Origin of the sequence: Streptomyces sp. DSM 40750 (genome assembly GCF_024612035.1) — a bacterium.
In the GTDB taxonomy this organism is placed as follows: domain Bacteria; phylum Actinomycetota; class Actinomycetes; order Streptomycetales; family Streptomycetaceae; genus Streptomyces.
In genome coordinates, this window is record NZ_CP102513.1 from 8,463,320 (window position 1) to 8,482,027 (window position 18,708).

The following is an 18,708-nucleotide window of genomic DNA, read 5'->3' on the forward strand; positions in this document are numbered from 1 at the left end:
GACACACAGGTGTTGATAGCGGGCCGATACCGGCTGGACGTCTCGATCGGGCGGGGCGCGATGGGGGAGGTCTGGCGGGCGTACGACGAGACGCTGGGCCGGGCCGTGGCCGTGAAGCTTCTGCTGGCGCAGGAGTCCGACCCCACCGCCGTATCCCGCTTCCGCCTGGAGGCACAGACCGCCGGCCGGCTCAACCACCCCCACGTGGTGGGGGTCCTCGACTTCGGGGAGTACGCGGACCGGCTGTTCCTGGTGATGGAACTGGTCGAGGGCGACAGCCTCGCCCATCTCCTCTCCACCACAGGGGCGTTGCCCGCCCAGCAGGTCGCCCGTCTCGCCGCGCAGGCCGCCGCCGGGCTCGCCGCCGCCCACCAACAGGGCATCGTGCACCGGGACATCAAGCCCGCGAACCTGCTCCTGGACGCCGACGGCACCCTCAAGATCGGCGACTTCGGCATCGCCCGCTTCCTCGACGACCCGGCCGGCGCGCTCACCGCCACCGGGCAGATCGTCGGCACCAGCCTCTACCTCGCCCCCGAACGCGCTCTCGGCCGGACCACCGGACCGGCCTCCGACATGTACTCCCTGGGCTGCGTGCTCTACCAACTCCTCACCGGCCGCCCGCCGTTCCAGGCCGACACCGCGCTCGCCATCCTCCACAAGCACCTCGACGCTCCGCCCGTACCGCCGCGTGAGCTGGGCGTCCAGTTGCCGCCCGCCTTCGACAACTACCTGCTCGGCCTGCTCGCCAAGGAACCCGAGGACCGGCCCACCGCCCAGCAGGCGGCCCAGTGGTTCGCCACCGGCGCCTGGCAGGGCCGCCCCGAGCCGCTGCCCGCCACCGCACCGACCGCCGGGCAGCGGCCCGTCCCCCCGAAGAACGGTCCGGCACCGGTCCCCGGCCCCGGTCGCCTCCGCCCGGCCGGTGAAGCCGGACCCGCGACCACGTACATGCTGCCGTCCGCCTCGCCGCGTACAGGCGGCCGTTCGCACCGCGTCGCCCGACAACGGCCGGACGCGCGCCCCCTCATCTCACGTCGGACCGCGCTGGTGGGTGCCATCGTCGCGACGGTGATCTTCCTCATCGCCCTGCTCGTCGGCAGGGCGTGGTTCGCGCCGGACGACAGCGAGGCGGAAACCTCACGAACGACCAACACCGATCCGGCATCGGCTTCGTCGCCCACGACATCGACGGCACCCTCGGCACGCACGACGTTCTCGGAACGCACGTCGGCTCCATCGAGCGGGACGAGTGCGTCTCCGATTCCCCTTCGCTCCGACTCCGTTCTCCCGGCCGACGAGGAGAACGAAGAAGACGAAGAAGATGAAGGAGGCGAAGGAGGCGAAGGAGATGACTGAGCGAGTCTTTCCCGGTGCGGCGACAACCGTTCGGGCTGTGTGTCCGTCTCCCTTGTGACCGAACAAGGCCGGTGGCGTCGGCGAGGATGCCGGAAAGCGAGCAACAGCGTTGACCCTGCGGCCGACGACGCCCAGCGACTGGAACGAACGTCTGCGCGTGTTCGGGTACAGGGGACGCCCCCGGACCGACATCCGCGATCGTCTGGTTCCGCCCTTCCCGGAGCCGGGGACCCGTGTCTGGGAGCTCATGGGTCTCGGCCCGGTACCGGCGTACCGCGTCGCGAGAGCGATGGGCTGGCTGGGGCCGGTACTCGTCGCCGTCCTGGCCGGAGCGATCCGCTTCTGGCACCTCGGGCAGCCGCGGGCCGTCATCTTCGACGAGACGTACTACGCCAAGGACGCCTGGTCGCTGCTGCGGCTCGGCTACGAGGGCACCTGGCCGGACCGCAAGGTCGCCGATCCGCAGATCCTGGCCGACCCCCAGGTGATCCCGCTCTCCGACACCCCGTCCTTCGTCGCGCACCCGCCGACGGGCAAGTGGGTGATCGCCCTCGGCGAGTGGATGTTCGGCCTCAACCCGCTCGGCTGGCGCTTCATGGCGGCGGTCCTCGGCACGCTGTCGGTGCTGATGCTGTGCCGCACGGGACGCCGTCTGTTCCGGTCGACGGTGCTGGGCTGCCTGGCCGGCGCGCTGATGGCGCTGGACGGCCTGCACTACGTGATGAGCCGCGCCGCTCTCCTCGACCTCCTCGTCATGTTCTTCGTACTGGCGGCTTTCGGCTGTCTGCTGATCGACCGGGACCGCGCGCGGTCCCGGCTCGCGGCAGCCCTGCCGGTGGACGGGGACGGCCATGTCGGCCCGGACCAGGACACCGGCGAGCGCGCCGGGACGGGACTGCGTCCATGGCGGCTCGCGGCCGGTCTCTTCCTGGGGCTGGCGGCCTCGACCAAGTGGAACGGGCTGTATTTCCTGGTCTTCTTCATGGTCCTGACCGTGCTGTGGGACGTCGGCGCCCGCCGTGTCGCGGGGGCACGCCACCCGTACCGCGCGGTGCTGCGCAAGGACCTCGGCGCCTCGGTGCTGTCCCTCGTACCGGTTGCCGTGGTGACCTATCTGGCGACGTGGACCGGCTGGTTCCTGTCCGACGACGGTTACGGGCGGCACTGGGCGGACGGCCGCGGCGGCCCATGGTCGTGGATCCCGGCCCCGCTGCGCAGCCTGTGGCACTACGAGTACGGGGTCTACCGGTTCAATGTCGGACTGGACACCTTCCACAAGTACGAGTCCAACCCCTGGAGTTGGCTGGTCCTCGGCCGTCCCGTGCTGTTCTCCTACGAGTCGCCGGAACCCGGGGAGGAAGGTTGCCACGCGGTGTCCGGCTGCTCGCAGGCGATCCTCGCGCTGGGCACGCCGTTGCTGTGGTGGTCGGCGTGCTGCGCCCTCGTCTATCTCCTCTTCCGGTGGGCGCTGCGCCGCGACTGGCGTGCGGGCGCCGTCCTGTGTGCCGTGGGTGCCGGTTATCTCCCCTGGTTCCTGTACCAGGACCGCACGATCTTCTCCTTCTACGCCGTCGTCTTCGTGCCGTACCTGTGCCTGGCCGTGGCGATGATGCTGGGCGCGCTGCTGGGTCCGCCGGGCATGAGCGACGGGCGCCGCGCAAGAGGCGCCGTGGCGGTGGGCACCCTTGTGCTGCTCATCGCCTGGAACTTCATCTACTTCTTCCCGATCTACACGGGTCTCACGATCCCGTATCCCGGCTGGCACACCCGGATGTGGCTCGACACCTGGATCTGAGCACGCCATGTGTGCCGTCGCGCTCGCGGCCCCGAAGGCAGGATGAAGACCGCTGGGTGACTTTCCCACGGTCAGGTGCTTCGGGTGGGACCGCCGGGGAACTCGTCGAGACGAACGACCTGCCCAGCGAGCGAGTCGATACGAACGACTCGCCCAGCGAGCCAAGCGAGCGAGGTGCCTCCAGATGTCCAATCCACAGCAACCGGAGCAGCGGCGCAGCGGAAAGGGCGGTGCCACACCGCAGAAAAGCGCCGAGCTCAAGGCAGAGCAGTCCAAGACGAAGCGCGGCCCTGACCATGGCACGGACAAGGGCACCAAGGGCGGTGGGAAAGGTGGAGGCGTGCCGCCGGACCAGCAGGCCGAGCACCCCTGATTCGGGCCATTCCGGCCACCTGGTCAGGCCGACACGCGGACGAAGGCGAGAGCGGGACGGCGAGAGAGGGAAGGCGAGAGAGGAGAGAGCGGGATGAGGGGACGCGTCTTCCCGCGGGCTCTGGTGACCGGCGGAGCGGGATTCGTGGGGTCGCACCTGTGCGGGCGGTTACTGGCCGCGGGCGCCGATGTCGTGTGTCTCGACAACCTGGCCACCGGCTCCCGCGCCAACGTGGCGGATCTACAGCGGCACGACGGTTTCCGCTTCGTGCGGGCCGACGCCACCGATCCCGCGGCCTGGCGCGCCGTGCCCGGCCGCTTCGACCTGGTCCTGCACTTCGCCTGCCCGGCCTCCCCCGCCGACTACCTGCGGCTGCCGCTGGAGACACTCGCCGTCGGCAGCGACGGCACCCGCCACGCACTGGAGCGGGCCCGCGCCGACGACGCCCGCTTCGTTCTCGCCTCCACCTCGGAGGTGTACGGCGACCCGCTGGAGCATCCGCAGGGCGAGACGTACTGGGGCAACGTCAATCCGGTCGGCCCCCGCAGCGTCTACGACGAGTCCAAGCGCTTCGCCGAGGCCCTGGTGAGCGCCCACCGGGGGGTGCACGGCACCGACGCGGCCATCGTCCGCATCTTCAACACCTATGGTCCGCGCATGCGCGGCGGTGACGGCCGCGCCGTGCCCACGTTCATCGCCCAGGCCCTGGACGGCGCGCCTCTGACCGTCGCCGGGGACGGCAACCAGACGCGTTCGCTGTGCTATGTCGACGACACCGTCGACGGCATCCTCGCCCTGGCAGCCGCCGAGGAGCCGGGCCCCGTGAACGTCGGCGGCACCGAGGAGATCACGGTGCTCGACCTCGCCCGCCGCATCATCGACCTCACCGGCTCCGCCTCGCGGATCCGCTTCGTCGAACGCCCGGTCGACGACCCCGCGCGCCGCAAGCCCGACACCCGCCTCGCGCGGGAACGGCTCGGCTGGCAGCCGCGGGTCGACTGGAACGCGGGCCTCGCACGCACGATCGACTGGTTCACCCGTTCGGCGGCGGCCTGATCCGGCCGCCGTTTCCTTCGGCCCGCCGGGCCCAGCCAGGCATTCTTCGAGTCTGGTAGTCAGAACCGCGCCCGCTCGGGGGCTCGGCGACCCAGCGCGTCCTGCGCGACACCGAAAGCCAAGAAATACGCTCATTTCGTGACGAGCTGTCTCCAAGTGTTTGAGACAACAGGCCAGCGGCACTCGCGAACCAGTAGCACGAGCCCCTCAAGCCACCGGTACGGAGCAATCACCCCATGCGCATCCTTGGCATCAACGCGCTGTTCCACGACCCGGCCGCCGCTCTCGTCGTCGACGGTCACACCGTCGCCGCCGCGGAGGAGGAGCGTTTCAGCCGCCGCAAGCACGGCAAGCGCCCGGTGCCGTTCTCCGCCTGGGAGCTGCCCGAGCTGTCCGCCCGCTGGTGCCTGGAGTACGCCGGGATCCGGCCCGAGGAACTGGACGCGGTCACCTACTCCTTCGATCCCGGGCTCGCCCGCCCCGCCCACGAGATGGGGCTGGACGACCCGTGGGACCCGCTGCGCCTGGACTATGCGCGTCGCTCACCCGAGTTCCTCGCCGAGGCACTGCCCGGCCTCGACCCGGACCGGGTGGTCTTCGTCCCCCACCACGTGGCGCACGCCGCCTCCGCCGGGCCGGCCTCCCCGCACCGGGACAGCGCCGTCCTCGTCCTCGACGGGCGCGGCGAGGCCGCCTCCCACCTGGCCGGCCGCTTCCGCGACGGCAGGCTCGACACCCTGGCCACGCAGGCGTTGCCCGACTCCCTCGGCCTGGTCTACGAGGAGCTCACCGAGCACCTCGGCTTCCTGCGCAGCAGCGACGAGTACAAGGTGATGGCCCTCGCCTCCTACGGCAAGTCCCGCTTCCTGCCCCAGCTGCGGCAGCACGTCCACCCGACCGGCGACGGCGGCTTCCGCGCCCGCGGCGTCGACTGGGCCGCGCTCGCCCCGCCCCGCGCGAAGGGCGAGGAGTGGACGCAGGAGCACGCCGACCTCGCCGCCAGCACCCAGGCGGTCCTCGAGGAACTCCTGCTCGAACTCGTCCACTGGCTGCACGGCGAGGCCGGGGGCGAGGCGCTCACCATGGCCGGCGGCGTGGCCCTCAACTGCGTCGCCAACTCCGAGATCGCCGCACGGGGCCCGTATCGGCACGTGTGGGTGCAGCCGGCCGCCGGGGACGCCGGAACCGCTCTCGGAGGCGCCCTCCACGTGGCCGCACAGCAGCAGGAGAGCCCGATGCCCATGCCCGGCGCCGACCTCGGCCGCGGCTGGAGCGACGAGGAGCTGCGGTCCTGGCTCGACCAGGCCGCCGTACCGTACGAGCGGCCTGACGACATCGCCGAGGCGGTCGCCGAGGAACTGGCCCGGGACGGCGTGGTCGCCTGGTTCCAGGGGCGCGGCGAGTACGGCCCGCGCGCCCTCGGACACCGCTCCCTGCTCGCCCACCCGGGGCGCGCCGAGAACCTGGAACGGCTCAATCACGTCAAGGGCCGCGAGGAGTTCCGGCCGGTCGCGCCCATGGTCCTCGCCGACCGCGCCCACGAGCTCTTCACCGGGCCGCTGCCCAGCCCGTACATGCTCTTCGTGCACGACGTGGCACGGGAGTGGCGCGATCGCATCCCGGCCGTGGTGCACGTCGACGGCACCGCCCGTATCCAGACCGTCGACGAGCGTCAGGAGCCGCTGGTGGCGCGGATGCTGCGCGGCTTCGAACGGCGCACCGGACTGCCCGTGGTCGTCAACACCAGCCTCAACACCGCAGGCCGGCCCATGGTCGACGACCCGCGCGACGCGTTGGAGTGCTTCGGCTCCGCGCCCGTGGACCTGCTGGCGATCGGTCCGTTCGCGGTGCGCCGGGGAAGGGTGTTCGCATGAGCCCGGCCTATGCCGTCGTGGTTCCGACGCTCGTCCGCGACACCCTGGCCGACTGCCTCGCCGCGCTCGCCGCGGCGACGGGACCCCGGCCGGACGAGATCGTCCTCGTCGACGACCGCCCCGACCCCGACCCCGACCCCGGCCCGCTGGAACACGCGCTGAGCGTCCTCGGCGACCTGCGGGAGCGCACGACCGTCGTGGCGAGCGGGGGACGCGGGCCCGCCGCCGCCCGCAACACCGGCTGGCGCGCGGTCATGACCCCCTGGGTCGCCTTCCTCGACGACGACGTGCAGGTCGGCCCGCACTGGTGCGAGCAGCTGGCACAGGACCTGGCCGACGCGTCCCCCGACACCGCGGGCGTCCAGGGCACGATCGCCGTACCGTTGCCCGGTGAGCGGCGCCCCACCGACTGGGAACGGGGCACCGCCGGTCTCGCCGGGGCCCGTTGGATCACCGCCGACATGGCCTACCGCACCGTCGCGCTCAAGCAGGTCGCCGGCTTCGACGAACGCTTCCGGCACGCCTTCCGCGAGGACGCCGACCTCGCCCTGCGCGTCCTCGACGCGGGCTGGCGCATCCGGCAGGGCCGGCGCACCACCCGTCACCCCGTACGCCCCGCCGACCGCTGGGTGTCCCTGCGCGCCCAGCGGGGAAACGCCGACGACGCCCTGATGCGGTACCTGCACGGTCCCGACTGGTGGCACAAGGCGGCCGCGCCGCGCGGGCGCCTGCGCACCCATCTGGCGGTCACCGCGTTCGGCGCCTGCGCGTGCGCGCTCGCGGTCGCCGGACGCCGCCGGGCGGCCGCGACGGCCGCGCTGGGCTGGGCCGCCGGCACCGCGGAGTTCGCGTGGACGCGCGTCGCGCCCGGACCGCGCACCCGTCATGAAGTGACGACGATGCTCCTGACCAGCGCGCTCATCCCGCCCGCGGCGACCTGGCACTGGCTGAACGGACTCCGGCGCCACCGCGACGTCCCCTCCTGGAGCGAGGTGGCGCCATGAGCGCCGTCAAGGCCGTGCTGTTCGACCGTGACGGCACCCTCGTCCACGACGTCCCCTACAACGGCGACCCGGACCGTGTCCGCCCCGTCGACGGCGCCCGTGAAGCGCTCGGCCTGCTGCGCTCGCGCGGCATCCGCACCGGAGTCGTCACCAACCAGTCCGCCATCGCGCGCGGGCTGCTCACCGACGCCGACGTGCGCGGCGTCAACCGCCGCGTCGACGAGCTCCTCGGCCCCTTCGACGTGTGGGCCGTGTGCCCGCACGGCCCCGACGACGGCTGCCGCTGCCGCAAGCCCGAACCGGGCCTGATCCTGTGGGCGGCCGGCCGGATCTGCACAGCGCCCGCCGACTGCGTCGTCATCGGCGACATCGGCGCCGACGTGGAGGCGGCCCGCCGGGCGGGCGCCCGGGGCATCCTCGTCCCCACCCCGCAGACACGGCCGGAGGAGACGGCGAGCGCCGACCAGGTGGCGCCGGACCTCCTCACCGCCGTGCGCGCGGTGCTGACAGGGCCACCGCTCCGAAGCGCCCGGGCCACCGAAGCGGCCTACGAAGCCGCCTACGACGCCACCTACGACGCCGCCGGGAAGCCACGGTGAAAGCGCTCGTCACCCGCCTCGACAGCTTCGGCGACGTACTGCTCGCCGGGCCCGCCGTCCGTGCCGTCGCCGCCCGCGCCGACACCGTCACCCTGCTGTGCGGACCGCGGGGCGCGCCCGCCGCCCGCCTGCTGCCCGGCGTGGACGACATCCTCGTCTGGGACGCCCCCTGGGTGGGTCTCTCCCCTCCGCCCGTCGGCCGCGGAGAGGTCGAGCTGCTCATCGACACGATCGACGCCGACACGGCGCTGATCCTGACCTCCTTCCACCAATCCCCGTTGCCCACCGCCCTGTTGCTGCGCCTGGCCGGCGTCGGACACATCACCGCGGACAGCGAGGACTACCCCGGCTCCCTCCTCGACGTACGGCATCACCGCGCGCCGCACGCCCACGAGGCGGAGGCCGCGCTCGACCTCGCCGAGGCCGCGGGATTCCCCCGGGTCGACGACGGGCGGCTGCGGGTGCTCGCCCCGCCCGCAGCCACCGGCGTGACCGGTCCCGGCCCGTATGTCGTGCTGCACCCGGGCGCCAGCGTCCCCGCCCGGGCCTGGAGCCGTGAGAGCAACGCCGAGGCCGTGCGGGAACTGGTCGCGGCCGGGCACCGCGTCGTGGTGACCGGCGGGCCCGACGAACGGGACCTGACCGCGTACGTCGCCGGCGAGCACGGGCTCGACCTCGGCGGCCGGACCGGTGCCGAGGAACTGGCCGGCGTGCTGGCCGGGGCCGACGCCGTCGTCACCGGCAACACCGGGCCCGCCCACCTCGCCGCCGCCGTCGGCACCCCGGTCGTCTCGCTCTTCGCGCCGGTCGTGCCGGCCGAGCGCTGGCGGCCGTACGGCGTGCCGTACGTGCTGCTCGGCGACCAGCTGGCGCCCTGCGCGGACAGCAGGGCCCGGACGTGTCCCGTTCCCGGCCACCCGTGCCTGGAGTCGGTGACCGGGCACGACGTGGTGGCCGCCGTCGAGAAGCTGAGGGGGGAGATATGAGGATCCTGCTCTGGCACGTGCACGGGTCGTGGACCACGGCCTTCGTGCGGGGACCGCACACCTACGTCGTCCCCGTCACTCCGGACCGCGGACCCGACGGCCGCGGCCGGGCCCGCACCTTCGACTGGCCGGACTCCGTCGTCGAGGTCCCGCCCGAGCGGCTGCGGGACGAGCACATCGACCTCGTCGTCCTGCAACGCCCACACGAACTCGCCCTCGTGGACGAGTGGTTGGGCCGCCGCCCGCCCCTCGTGTACCTGGAGCACAACGCCCCCGACGGCGACGTCCCCGACACCCGCCACCCGGCCGCCGCGATCCCCGGCGTCACCCTTGTCCACGTCACCCACTTCAACCGGCTGATGTGGGACGCCGGAAACACCCCCACGACCGTCGTCGAGCACGGCATCGTCGACCCCGGCCACCTGTGGACCGGTGAGCTGCCCCGGGCCGCCGTCGTCGTCAACGAGCCGGTGCGGCGCGGCCGTTACGTGGGAACCGACCTGCTGCCGATGTTCGCGCGGGCCGCCCCGCTGGACGTCTTCGGCATGAGGACCGAAGGGCTCGCCGGCCACCTCGGGGTCCCGGCCGAGAGCTGCCGCTCCCACGAACTCGTCCAGCGCGAACTGCACACCGCCATGGCACGACGCCGCCTCTACCTCCACCCCGTTCGCTGGACCTCCCTGGGCCTGTCCCTGCTGGAGGCGATGCACCTCGGCATGCCCGTGGTGGCCCTCGCCACCACCGAGGTGACCGAGGCGGTGCCGCCGGGCGCCGGAGTGGTCTCCAACCGCATCGACGTACTGGCAGACGCGGTACGGGAGTTCCTCGCCGACCCGCTGCACGCCCGAACGGTCGGCGAGCGGGCACGTGCCGCGGCGCTCGCCCGCTACGGACTCACCCGCTTCCTGGACGACTGGGAGCGGCTGCTCAAGGAGATGACGCGATGAGGATCGCCATGGTCTCCGAGCACGCCAGCCCGTTGGCGGCGCTCGGCGGCGTCGACGCCGGTGGTCAGAACGTGTACGTGGCCCGGCTCAGCGAGGAGCTGGCGCGTCGGGGCCACGACGTCACGGTCTACACCCGACGCGACTCCACCGAACTGCCCGATCGAGTGGCCCTGCCCGGCGGCGCCGTCGTGGAGCATGTACCGGCCGGACCGCCCGCACCGGTCCCCAAGGACGAGCTGTTCCCGTTCATGCCCGGCTTCGGCGCGTACCTCGCCTGGGTCTGGGAGCACCAGCCGCCGGACGCCGTGCACGCCCACTTCTGGATGTCCGGCATGGCGGCCCAGTCCGGCGCCCGGCCCCACGGCATCCCCGTCGTGCAGACCTTCCACGCCCTGGGCACCGTCAAGCGGCGCCACCAAGGCCACGAGGACACCAGTCCTCCCGAACGCGTGGGCGTCGAGCGGCAGCTCGGCCGCGGCTGTGCCCGCGTTCTGGCCACCTGCACCGACGAGGTGCTCGAACTGGACGACTTGGGCGTGCCGCCCCGACGGGTGTCCGTGGTGCCGTGCGGGGTGGACGTGAACCAGTTCCGCCCCGGGGTGCCGCCCGTCGGCACCCCGGCACGCCGGGAGCGGCACCGGCTGCTGGCCTGCGGACGACTCGTCCGCCGCAAGGGTTACGACCAGGCCATCCGGGTTCTCCCCCACATCCCCCACACCGAACTCGTCGTGGCCGGTGGGCCCCCGCCCGAACTGCTGGCCGCCGAACCGGAGGCGCGGCGCCTGCTGCGCCTGGCCGACCGGGCCGGCGTCGCCGACCGGGTGCGGCTGCTCGGCGCCGTGGACCCGGCCCGGATGCCCGCGCTGATCGGCAGCGCGGACGCGGTGCTGTGCACACCGACGTACGAGCCGTTCGGCATCGTCCCGCTGGAGGCCATGGCCTGCGGCGTGCCCGTCGTGGCCACGGACGTCGGCGGGCACCGGGACACCGTCTCCGACGAGGTGACGGGCCGACTGGTACCGGTGGGCGATCTCGGCGCGACGGCCGAGGCGGTCCGCGACCTGCTCGCCGACGAACGGCTGCGCCGCACCATGGGCGCGAACGGCCGCGAACGCGCTCTCGCCCGCTACACCTGGCAGCGCGTCGCGGACGGCGTCGAAGAGGTCTACCAACGCGTCACCGCACGTGATGAGGTCCCGTCGGAGGTGGCGTGATGAGCACCGAGGTCTCCCCGGTGGTCGGGCACTGCGACGAACTCCTCGACGCCCTCGGGGCGTTCCGGGCCTCCGCCCACATCACCGAGCGGTGGGGCGAGCGCCTCGCGGCCGTGCTGGGCGGCGGCGGTCGGCTGCTCGCGGCGGGCAACGGCGGCAGCGCGGCCCAGGCCCAGCACCTGACCGCCGAGCTCGTCGGCCGCTACCGCCACGACCGGCCAGCCTTCTCGGCGCTCGCCCTGCACGCCGACACCTCCAGCACGACGGCCATCGCCAACGACTTCGGCGTCGACGAGGTGTTCGCCCGTCAGGTACGCGCCCATGGCCGTCCCGACGACGTGCTGATGCTGCTGTCCACCAGTGGTGCCAGCGCCAACCTGCTGTCGGCCGCCGACGCGGGGCGCGCGGCCGGTCTGCGCGTGTGGGCCATGACCGGACCGGCCCCCAACCCCCTGCTGGCGGGCAGCGACGAGGCCCTGTGCGTGAACGCCGGCTCCGCCGCCACCGTCCAGGAACTCCACCTGGTCGCCGTGCACATGACGTGCGCGGCGTTCGACGCGGCCCTGGAACGGAAGGGGAGCTGACGTGCCCGCCAAGGCCCCCCTCGTCGTGGTCGGCGACGCGCTGCTGGACCGCGACCTGACCGGCACCGCCGAGCGCCTCGCCCCCGACGCGCCCGTGCCCGTCGTCGCCGACTGCGTACGGCGGACGCGGCCGGGCGGCGCCGCCCTCACCGCGTACCTCGCGGCGCGCGACGGCCGCGAGGTCACCCTGATCACCGGTCTCGGCGACGACCCGGCGAGCGATGAACTGCGCCAACTCCTGTCGCCGGAGCTGAAGTCGATCGAACTCCCGCTGACCGGCGCGCTGCCGGAGAAGACCCGCGTCCTGGCGCGGGGCAGCCCGGTGGTCCGCCTGGACCGGGGCACGGGCCTCGTCGGCGAAGCCACGGACGAGGCCCGCGAGGCGCTCCGCTCGGCCTCCGCCGTGCTGGTCTCCGACTACGGACGGGGCGCGGCGGACTCCCTGCGAGACGTCCTCGCCGAGCGGCCACCCCTCGTCTGGGACCCGCACCCGCGCGGCGGACCGCCCGTGCCGGGCACCCGGCTGGTCTCCCCGGCCCGGGCGGAGGCACGCGCCTTCGCCGACCCGGAGGGCCACGGGAACTCCCTGCGGGACGCCGCCCGGGACGCCGCCGCGCTCGTCCGGCGGTGGCGGGTCGCCGCCGTCGCGGTCACCCTCGGCGCGAGCGGGGCCCTGCTGTCGTACGGAGACCATCCCCTGCTCGTCCCCGCCGCCACCGCGCACCACGGGGACACCTGCGGCGCCGGGGACCGGTTCGCCGTCACGGCGGCCGGGCTGCTGGCCGACGGGGCCCTGGTGGGGGAGGCCGTGGAGGGAGCAGTGGCCGCGGCGACCGAGTTCGTCGGCGCCGGCGGGGCGAGCGGCGTCGCGCACGCCGACACGCCACCGGCGGCCCTCACCGACGCGGTCGACGCCCGCGACCTGGTCGTGCGTGTCCGCGCCACGGGCGGCACCGTCGTCGCCGCGGGCGGCTGCTTCGACCTGCTGCACGCCGGGCACGTCGGGCTGCTCCAGGCCGCCCGCCGGCTCGGCGACTGCCTGGTCGTCTGCGTCAACTCGGACGCGTCGGTGCGGCGGCGCAAGGGCCCGGAGCGGCCCGTGAACCCGCTGTCCGACCGCGTCCGCGTGCTCAGCGCCCTCGCGTGCGTCGACGCGGTCGCCGTGTTCGACGAGGACACCCCCGAGCGGCTGCTCACCGACCTCCGCCCCGACATCTGGGTGAAGGGCGGTGACTACTCCGGCGCCGACCTGCCCGAGGCCGCACTGCTCGAGGAGTGGGGCGGACAGGCGGTCCTGCTGCCGTACCTCGACGGCCGCTCCTCGACCGCCCTGATGGCACGGGTACGGGAAGGAGCCCGATGAGCACACGCCCCCGTCTGCTCGTCCTGCGCGCCCTGGGCCTCGGCGACCTCCTCGCCGGTGTCCCCGCGCTGCGCGCGCTGCGCCGGGGCTTCCCGGACCACGAACTGGTGCTGGCCGCCCCGGCAGAGCTCGCCCCCCTGGCGGCGGCGACGGGAGCGGTCGACCGGCTGCTGCCCGCCTCCGCCCCCGGCCGCGCCGTACCCCGCAGCCTCGACTGGACCGGCCCCCCGCCCGACGTCGCCGTCGACCTGCACGGCAACGGGCCGCCCAGCCACCGGCTCCTGCAGTCCCTGTGCCCGGGACGGCTCCTGGCCTTCGCGCACCCCGACACGCCCGAGATCGACGGACCGCCCTGGTACGCCGAGGAACACGAACGGGACCGCTGGTGCCGCTTCGTCGAGGCCTACGGGATGGCCGCCGACGCGTCCGACCTGCGGCTGCCCAGCCCGGCGGACCCGTCCCCGGCCCCCGGCGCGATCGTCCTGCACCCCGGTGCCGGCGCACCGTCACGCTGCTGGCCCGTCGACCGCTACGCGACCGTGGCCACCGCCCTGCGCGAGCGCGGCCACCGGGTCGTGGTCACGGGGGGAGCGGACGAGGAGGACCTGCCGGCCCGCCTCGCCAAGGAGGCCCGGCTGCCCGACACCGACGTGTTCGGCGGCGGCCTGCCCTTCGGACGGCTCTCCGCCCTCGTCGCCGGGGCCCGCGCCGTGGTCAGCGGCGACACCGGCATCGCCCACCTCGCCGTCGCCCACGCCGCCCCCTCCGTCACCCTCTTCGGCCCCGTGCCGCCCAGCCGCTGGGGACCGCCCGCGCACCCGCGCCACCAGGTCCTCTGGCACCCGGGACCGGACGGCGACCCACACGGGCGCCGCACCGACCCCGTCCTGCTCCGTATCCGCCCCGAAGACGTCCTGGAAGCCTTCGACCGACTCACCGACACCCCATGAGCCAAGCATCCGTCGGCGTCGTCATCGCCACCCGCAACCGGGCGCCCTCGCTCGCCCGTACCCTCCGCCACATCCTCGACCTCCCCGGGCGGCCGCCCGTCGTCGTCGCCGACAACGCCTCCACCGACGGCACCCGCGACCTGCTCGCCCGCGACTTCCCCCAAGTGCGGGTGCTGAACCTGCCGTCAAACCGGGGAGCCCTCGCCCGCACGGACGGCGTGCGCTCCCTCGACACCCCGTACGTGGCGTTCAGCGACGACGACTCCTGGTGGGCGCCCGGCGCCCTGAGCCGCGCGGCCGGCCTGTTCGACGCCCACCCGCGCCTCGGCCTGCTCGCCGCGCGCACCCTGGTCGGCCCCGCCGTCGAACCCGACCCGCTCAACGAGGTGCTCGCCACGTCGCCCCTGGGCCGGGCGACCGACCTCCCGGGTACGCAGGTCCTCGGCTTCCTCGCCTGCGCCGCCGTGGTCCGCCGCAGCGCCTACATGGACGTCGGCGGCTTCCACCCGGTGCTGTTCTTCGGCGGTGAGGAGACGCTGCTCGCCTACGACCTCGCCGCCCGCGGCTGGGGCGTCACCCACTGCCCCGATGTCATCGCCCACCACCATCCGGACCCGACGCCGCGCACCGGTCGCCCGGCCGTCGTCCGCCGCAACGACCTGCTCACCGCCTGGCTGCGCCGCCCACTGCCCTACGCCCTCGCCCGCACCCGGGACCTGGCCACCGAGGCCCGTCGCGATCCCCACGCACGCCAGGCCCTGCGCGAGACCCTCGCACGCCTGCCCGCCGCACTGGGCGCGCGAAGGCCCCTGCCCCCGCATGTCGAACGTGCCGCCCGCACCCTGGACACCGCGGCCGCGGCCCTCGGAGCGACGGTATGACCGACCGCCGCACGACCGTCGTCGTCATCACCCACAACCGCCGCCCCGAAATGCTGCGCACCCTCGACCACCTGGCCGAACTGCCGGAGCGGCCCCGGGTGATCGTCACCGACAACGCCTCCACCGACGGCACCGCCGACGCCGTCATCCGGCACCACCCCGAGGTGCTGCTGCTGCGCCCCGGCCGCAACCTCGGCGCTGTCGGCCGCAACCTGGCCATGCGCCATGTGCGGACGCCCTACGTGGCCTTCTGCGACGACGACTCCTGGTGGGCGCCCGGCGCGTTGTCCGGGGCCGCCGACCTGCTCGACCGGCACCCCGCGCTCGGCGCGGTCACGGCACGCATCGTCGTCGAACCGGACGGCACCGAAGACCCGATCGTCGCCGAACTGCGCAACTCGCCCATACCCGGGCCGAGCTGGCTTCCGGGACCGGCTCTCGGTTCCTTCCTCGCCGCCGCGACCGTCCTGCGTGCCGACGCCTTCCGAGCCGCCGGCGGCTTCCACCCCCGGCTGTGGCTCGGCGGCGAGGAGGAACTGATCGCCGCGGACCTCGCCGCCGACGGCTGGTGGCTGACGTACGCCGACCACCTGACGGCCCATCACCAGCCGTCGGACGTCAGGGACGCCACCCTGCGCCGGGCCCACGGCATCCGCAACACACTGTGGTTCACCTGGCTTCGCCGCCCGGCGGGCCGCGCACTGCGCCGCACCGCGCACCTGGCCCGCACGGTCCCTCGCGACACCGCCTCCCTGCGGGCCTTCGCGGAGGCGGCGGCCGCGCTGCCGTGGGTGCTGCGCGAACGGCGGGTGCTGCCGACGGAGGTCGAGTCACGGTTGCGGCTGCTGGAGGATCCCCAACGCCAGTCGACCGCACGCCAGTACAGGGGCTGAGCGGGGCCGTGTCGGCCTCCCGGTCGGAGACTCACGAGCGCGCCTCTCGGACGGTATACGCCGCTCGTCTCGTCTCGTCTCGTCTCGTCTCGTCTCGTCATCGCGGAGCGGACCGGTCGTCACTGTCCGTCACTGTCTCTCCTCGTCGCGGGCCGCCGGGGATGAGACGGGACCCCGCCCGCCTCCGGTCAACCGGTGGCACCCGGCCGAAGAGGCCGGAGAAGATCCTCCGTGCCGTCCGCCGCCGCGCCTCGGCGGAACCCGGCACCGATCTCGCGGGCGAGCCCGCGGCCGGAGGTCGCACACCATTCCCACCACTGGTCCAGCACGCGTTCGTCGAGCCGCTCGGCGGATACCAGCGCGGGCCAGCCGCAGGCGCGCGCCTGCGCCGTCACCTTCGCACCACCCTCGACCGGGTCGACGGCCAGCGCGGGAAGCCCGGCACGCAGGGCGAGCACCATCCCGTGCAACCGGTCGGTGACGACCAGGTCGAGGCGGGAGAGCACCGACTCCAGTTGGGCCGGTGTCGCACTCAGCCGCCATCGCGCACGTCGAGCCGGGTCTCCAGCTCCAGACGGGCGCAGGCCCGGCCGGACAGCCAGCGTGTCACCTCCTCGGCGACCCGCGCATGCTGCCGGCGTTCGCCGTACTCCTTCTGGCCATGGGTGAGGATCACCCCGACCACGGCCCGGGCCGGCGGGGCGGGCGCGCGGGCCGCCAGATCCGGCCTCGGCTCCGCGCCGGGAGCGTCCCGCGCCAGCACCTGGTGGAAGCCGGTGACGGCGGGGCTGCCGGCGTCGACGACGGAGGTGCCCACGGCGATCCGCACACAGTGCGAGAAGCGCCGGTGCAGCTCCTCGATCTGCGGCCCGTGCAGCGGACCGCAGACGAACACCAGGTGCGAGTATTCCTCGGGGCGGGCCTGCGCCAGAGATGGTCCCTCCGGCCGGAAGCGGGGGCTCCAGGCGACATCGTGGTCCAGCCCTTCCCGCCGGAGCACCTCCTGCACCCGGTGCAGCGCCAGCACGTCCCCGGCGGTCGCCTCCCCGTCCAGGAAGCCGAACCACCCCGTCAGCAGGATCCGCGGTCGCCGGGCCACAGCGCCCGGGTGCCCTGCCGGCACGCGGGCAACCACCGTCATGTCTCATGAGTGAGCGGCCGCTCGTGTCCACTGTCCGGACGCGGCGACGGCGTACTGCTTGGCCCGTGCCATGTCGCGCGCGGCCCGCCGGTCAGCCGGCCGCGTGGTCGACGCGCAGCCGCACCTGCTCCTCCAGGCGCTCGAGGCTGCTGTCCAGGGCGTCGCGTACGGCTTCCTCGCCGGGGTCGTGGCTGTCGTCGAAGAACGACAGGTGCACTGTCACCTCACTGGCTCCGCTGCCGATGCCGGCGACCTGGAGCCAGCCGGTATAGCTGCCTTGCTCGCGGGTGCCCCATTCGAGCCGCATCTGGTCGCGACGGGCGCGGAACAGGGCGGAGATGTCCTCGCCGGTGCGGTCCTCGTGCACCGTGACGGCGGGAAGGTTCCCGGCGTTCACGTGCAGGGCTTCCGGCAGCCAGGCCTCCAGCCGGTCGACATGGGCGGCTTGGTCGAAAATATGTTCGGATGGTGCGGACATCGTACGGGAACGTTCGTACTCGGTCATGGCGGTACCGCCCTCGCCTCGGGGTCGTACGGCGGAACGCGTGCCCGGCCTGCCCGAACCCAACCCCCTGCCGCTACCGCTCGCCCATGGCGCGGTGAGCGCGGGGGCGGGAACCGTGCGGGGCAGGCCGGGGCAATGGTCGGACGTGGACGACCCGCGTCACCGACGGCGCCGCACGACCTGCGGCACTCGGCGCTGTCCACCTGGGTGTACGGGGGTGCCGACCCGGCGGAGCCGACGATGAGCGCGGGATGTCACCGTCTTCCTAGTCGTTGCCGAAGACGGCCTTCTGCACGTCGTTGGGTCCGTCGAACCGCTTGGCTCCGGACTGGGAGATCTTCTTGACGACGGTGTCGTCGGCGCCGTTGCTCTTGGCCAGCGAGACGAGATCGTCGCTGCTGGCCGGATAGTCGGCGCCCTTCAGGGCCTTCTGCAGGTCGATGGGACTGATCTCAGCCATGACGTTCTCCGTTCCGTGCGCGGCGCGCGGGCCGCGCCGGTGGCCGGGTACCCGACTGGCTGCCGTGCCATTCGAGGTTCATCGCTGGTCATCGGGGCATCGGACCAGGACGCCATCGCCCCGGCGATGCCTTCCCAGGGGGAGGGACACGGCGAGGCCGGGCAGGGCGGCCCGGCATTCACGGCCCTGGCCGGGGTACTCGGCCAAAATGAACGCCATCGCCTATCAGACAGCCGCGACGAATCCGGCCGGTGTGATCGCCGTCCTCATCGGCGGTCTCCTCATCGCCGGAGCCCTGGTGTGGTCCGTACGACTCGGCATCAAGGTACGGCGCCGTGAACCAGGACCCCCGAGACGACAGGAACAGCCCACGCTCCCGGAATCCGGTCCCGTTCACGAGACCCGGCAGATGAGGGAGCCGAACGAGGTTCCCCGGGCGACGGACGAGGGCGAGCGGCTCACCCCGCACGACCTCCAGGCATCCGGCAGCAAACGCGGCGAGAACCAGAAACGCCGACGCTGGAGTCCCGGCTCCAGCGGCTCGTTCGGCAGCGGGGGCCCGGGCGGGACATGACCGTCGGGCCACGGAACCGGCAGGTGCCGCAGGCCCACAGCGGGGATGCCCAGAGGACGCGGCACGCGGGCCTTCCCCCGAACCCGTTGGACACCACGTACGGGGCCGTACGAACCAGAAGTCCCACAGGCGCTGCTCAGATGTCCCGGA

Annotated in this window: 18 protein-coding genes and 1 pseudogene; 16 read left to right on the forward strand and 3 right to left on the reverse strand. The window is 73.6% G+C overall.

Translation table 11 applies throughout. From position 1 onward, the window contains the following. Window positions 1–9 precede the first annotated feature (9 nt). The 15 genes from JIX55_RS37560 to JIX55_RS37630 all read left to right on the forward strand — a co-directional run bounded on the left by JIX55_RS37560 (window position 10) and on the right by JIX55_RS37630 (window position 15,878). Complete coding sequence (locus JIX55_RS37560; protein WP_257567670.1) at window positions 10–1,359, forward strand: serine/threonine-protein kinase; 1,350 nt, start codon at window positions 10–12, stop codon at window positions 1,357–1,359. Window positions 1,360–1,606: 247 nt separating this feature from the next. After that, window positions 1,607–3,154 carry a dolichyl-phosphate-mannose--protein mannosyltransferase gene (locus tag JIX55_RS37565; RefSeq protein WP_257567671.1) on the forward strand — a complete coding sequence of 516 codons (1,548 nt, stop codon included), beginning with the start codon at window positions 1,607–1,609 and terminating at the stop codon, window positions 3,152–3,154. 184 nt (window positions 3,155–3,338) lie between these two features. Beyond that, on the forward strand, window positions 3,339–3,527 hold the full coding sequence (locus JIX55_RS37570) for a hypothetical protein (RefSeq protein WP_257567672.1): 189 nt from the start codon (window positions 3,339–3,341) through the stop codon (window positions 3,525–3,527). Window positions 3,528–3,620: 93 nt separating this feature from the next. Then, on the forward strand, window positions 3,621–4,583 hold the full coding sequence (locus JIX55_RS37575) for an NAD-dependent epimerase/dehydratase family protein (protein ID WP_257567673.1): 963 nt from the start codon (window positions 3,621–3,623) through the stop codon (window positions 4,581–4,583). A 236-nt stretch (window positions 4,584–4,819) separates the two neighbouring features. Then, entirely contained in the window at window positions 4,820–6,457 is a 1,638-nt protein-coding gene (locus JIX55_RS37580; protein WP_257567674.1) for a carbamoyltransferase family protein, read from the forward strand. After that, a complete protein-coding gene (locus tag JIX55_RS37585; RefSeq protein WP_257567675.1) occupies window positions 6,454–7,461 on the forward strand; it encodes a glycosyltransferase family 2 protein in 1,008 nt (335 codons plus the stop codon). The genes JIX55_RS37580 and JIX55_RS37585 overlap by 4 nt, the downstream gene beginning before the upstream one ends. Beyond that, entirely contained in the window at window positions 7,458–8,060 is a 603-nt protein-coding gene (locus JIX55_RS37590) for a D-glycero-alpha-D-manno-heptose-1,7-bisphosphate 7-phosphatase (protein ID WP_257567676.1), read from the forward strand. Before JIX55_RS37585 ends, JIX55_RS37590 begins: the two co-directional genes overlap by 4 nt. Further along, entirely contained in the window at window positions 8,057–9,046 is a 990-nt protein-coding gene (locus tag JIX55_RS37595) for a glycosyltransferase family 9 protein (protein WP_257567677.1), read from the forward strand. The genes JIX55_RS37590 and JIX55_RS37595 overlap by 4 nt, the downstream gene beginning before the upstream one ends. After that, on the forward strand, window positions 9,043–9,993 hold the full coding sequence (locus JIX55_RS37600; protein ID WP_257567678.1) for a glycosyltransferase: 951 nt from the start codon (window positions 9,043–9,045) through the stop codon (window positions 9,991–9,993). Before JIX55_RS37595 ends, JIX55_RS37600 begins: the two co-directional genes overlap by 4 nt. Further along, window positions 9,990–11,207, forward strand: a complete 1,218-nt coding sequence (locus tag JIX55_RS37605) for a glycosyltransferase (RefSeq protein ID WP_257567679.1) — start codon at window positions 9,990–9,992, stop codon at window positions 11,205–11,207. The genes JIX55_RS37600 and JIX55_RS37605 overlap by 4 nt, the downstream gene beginning before the upstream one ends. Next, window positions 11,207–11,791 carry a D-sedoheptulose-7-phosphate isomerase gene (locus JIX55_RS37610; protein WP_257567680.1) on the forward strand — a complete coding sequence of 195 codons (585 nt, stop codon included), beginning with the start codon at window positions 11,207–11,209 and terminating at the stop codon, window positions 11,789–11,791. Before JIX55_RS37605 ends, JIX55_RS37610 begins: the two co-directional genes overlap by 1 nt. A 1-nt stretch (window position 11,792) precedes the next feature. Then, window positions 11,793–13,154, forward strand: coding sequence for a D-glycero-beta-D-manno-heptose 1-phosphate adenylyltransferase (rfaE2, locus tag JIX55_RS37615; protein ID WP_257567681.1), 1,362 nt, complete (start codon window positions 11,793–11,795; stop codon window positions 13,152–13,154). Further along, window positions 13,151–14,104: a glycosyltransferase family 9 protein gene (locus JIX55_RS37620; RefSeq protein WP_257567682.1), complete on the forward strand. Its 954-nt coding sequence runs from the start codon at window positions 13,151–13,153 to the stop codon at window positions 14,102–14,104. The genes rfaE2 and JIX55_RS37620 overlap by 4 nt, the downstream gene beginning before the upstream one ends. Continuing rightward, entirely contained in the window at window positions 14,101–14,985 is an 885-nt protein-coding gene (locus JIX55_RS37625; RefSeq protein WP_257567683.1) for a glycosyltransferase family 2 protein, read from the forward strand. Before JIX55_RS37620 ends, JIX55_RS37625 begins: the two co-directional genes overlap by 4 nt. Beyond that, window positions 14,982–15,878, forward strand: coding sequence for a glycosyltransferase family 2 protein (locus JIX55_RS37630; protein ID WP_257567684.1), 897 nt, complete (start codon window positions 14,982–14,984; stop codon window positions 15,876–15,878). Before JIX55_RS37625 ends, JIX55_RS37630 begins: the two co-directional genes overlap by 4 nt. Window positions 15,879–16,066: 188 nt before the next feature. Here JIX55_RS37630 and JIX55_RS37635 read toward each other — a convergent pair. From JIX55_RS37635 to JIX55_RS37645, 3 genes and pseudogenes are all read right to left on the reverse strand, one after another. Then, window positions 16,067–17,019 (reverse strand): annotated as a pseudogene (locus JIX55_RS37635) (polysaccharide pyruvyl transferase family protein). A 91-nt stretch (window positions 17,020–17,110) separates the two neighbouring features. Further along, on the reverse strand, window positions 17,111–17,524 hold the full coding sequence (locus JIX55_RS37640) for an SRPBCC family protein (protein WP_257567685.1): 414 nt from the start codon (window positions 17,522–17,524) through the stop codon (window positions 17,111–17,113). A gap of 265 nt (window positions 17,525–17,789) precedes the next feature. Next, on the reverse strand, window positions 17,790–17,984 hold the full coding sequence (locus JIX55_RS37645) for a DUF2795 domain-containing protein (RefSeq protein WP_257567687.1): 195 nt from the start codon (window positions 17,982–17,984) through the stop codon (window positions 17,790–17,792). Window positions 17,985–18,192: 208 nt separating this feature from the next. Between JIX55_RS37645 and JIX55_RS37650 the strand changes: the two genes are divergently transcribed. Beyond that, window positions 18,193–18,558 (forward strand): DUF6479 family protein, encoded by a 366-nt coding sequence (locus JIX55_RS37650; protein ID WP_257567688.1) that lies wholly within the window; start codon window positions 18,193–18,195, stop codon window positions 18,556–18,558. Window positions 18,559–18,708: the final 150 nt, after the last annotated feature.

Bases quoted from the DNA above. Each gene is read 5' to 3' on its own strand.
- JIX55_RS37625 (WP_257567683.1), top strand. From the start codon at position 14,101: ATGAGCCAAGCATCCGTCGGCGTCGTCATCGCCACCCGCAACCGGGCG.
- JIX55_RS37565 (WP_257567671.1), top strand. From the start codon at position 1,607: ATGGGTCTCGGCCCGGTACCGGCGTACCGCGTCGCGAGAGCGATGGGC.
- JIX55_RS37650 (WP_257567688.1), top strand. From the start codon at position 18,193: ATGAACGCCATCGCCTATCAGACAGCCGCGACGAATCCGGCCGGTGTG.
- JIX55_RS37620 (WP_257567682.1), top strand. From the start codon at position 13,151: ATGAGCACACGCCCCCGTCTGCTCGTCCTGCGCGCCCTGGGCCTCGGC.
- JIX55_RS37580 (WP_257567674.1), top strand. From the start codon at position 4,820: ATGCGCATCCTTGGCATCAACGCGCTGTTCCACGACCCGGCCGCCGCT.
- JIX55_RS37605 (WP_257567679.1), top strand. From the start codon at position 9,990: ATGAGGATCGCCATGGTCTCCGAGCACGCCAGCCCGTTGGCGGCGCTC.
- JIX55_RS37590 (WP_257567676.1), top strand. From the start codon at position 7,458: ATGAGCGCCGTCAAGGCCGTGCTGTTCGACCGTGACGGCACCCTCGTC.
- JIX55_RS37610 (WP_257567680.1), top strand. From the start codon at position 11,207: ATGAGCACCGAGGTCTCCCCGGTGGTCGGGCACTGCGACGAACTCCTC.
- JIX55_RS37600 (WP_257567678.1), top strand. From the start codon at position 9,043: ATGAGGATCCTGCTCTGGCACGTGCACGGGTCGTGGACCACGGCCTTC.
- JIX55_RS37585 (WP_257567675.1), top strand. From the start codon at position 6,454: ATGAGCCCGGCCTATGCCGTCGTGGTTCCGACGCTCGTCCGCGACACC.
- JIX55_RS37575 (WP_257567673.1), top strand. From the start codon at position 3,621: ATGAGGGGACGCGTCTTCCCGCGGGCTCTGGTGACCGGCGGAGCGGGA.
- JIX55_RS37645 (WP_257567687.1), bottom strand. From the start codon at position 17,984: ATGGCTGAGATCAGTCCCATCGACCTGCAGAAGGCCCTGAAGGGCGCC.
- JIX55_RS37570 (WP_257567672.1), top strand. From the start codon at position 3,339: ATGTCCAATCCACAGCAACCGGAGCAGCGGCGCAGCGGAAAGGGCGGT.
- JIX55_RS37640 (WP_257567685.1), bottom strand. From the start codon at position 17,524: ATGACCGAGTACGAACGTTCCCGTACGATGTCCGCACCATCCGAACAT.
- JIX55_RS37630 (WP_257567684.1), top strand. From the start codon at position 14,982: ATGACCGACCGCCGCACGACCGTCGTCGTCATCACCCACAACCGCCGC.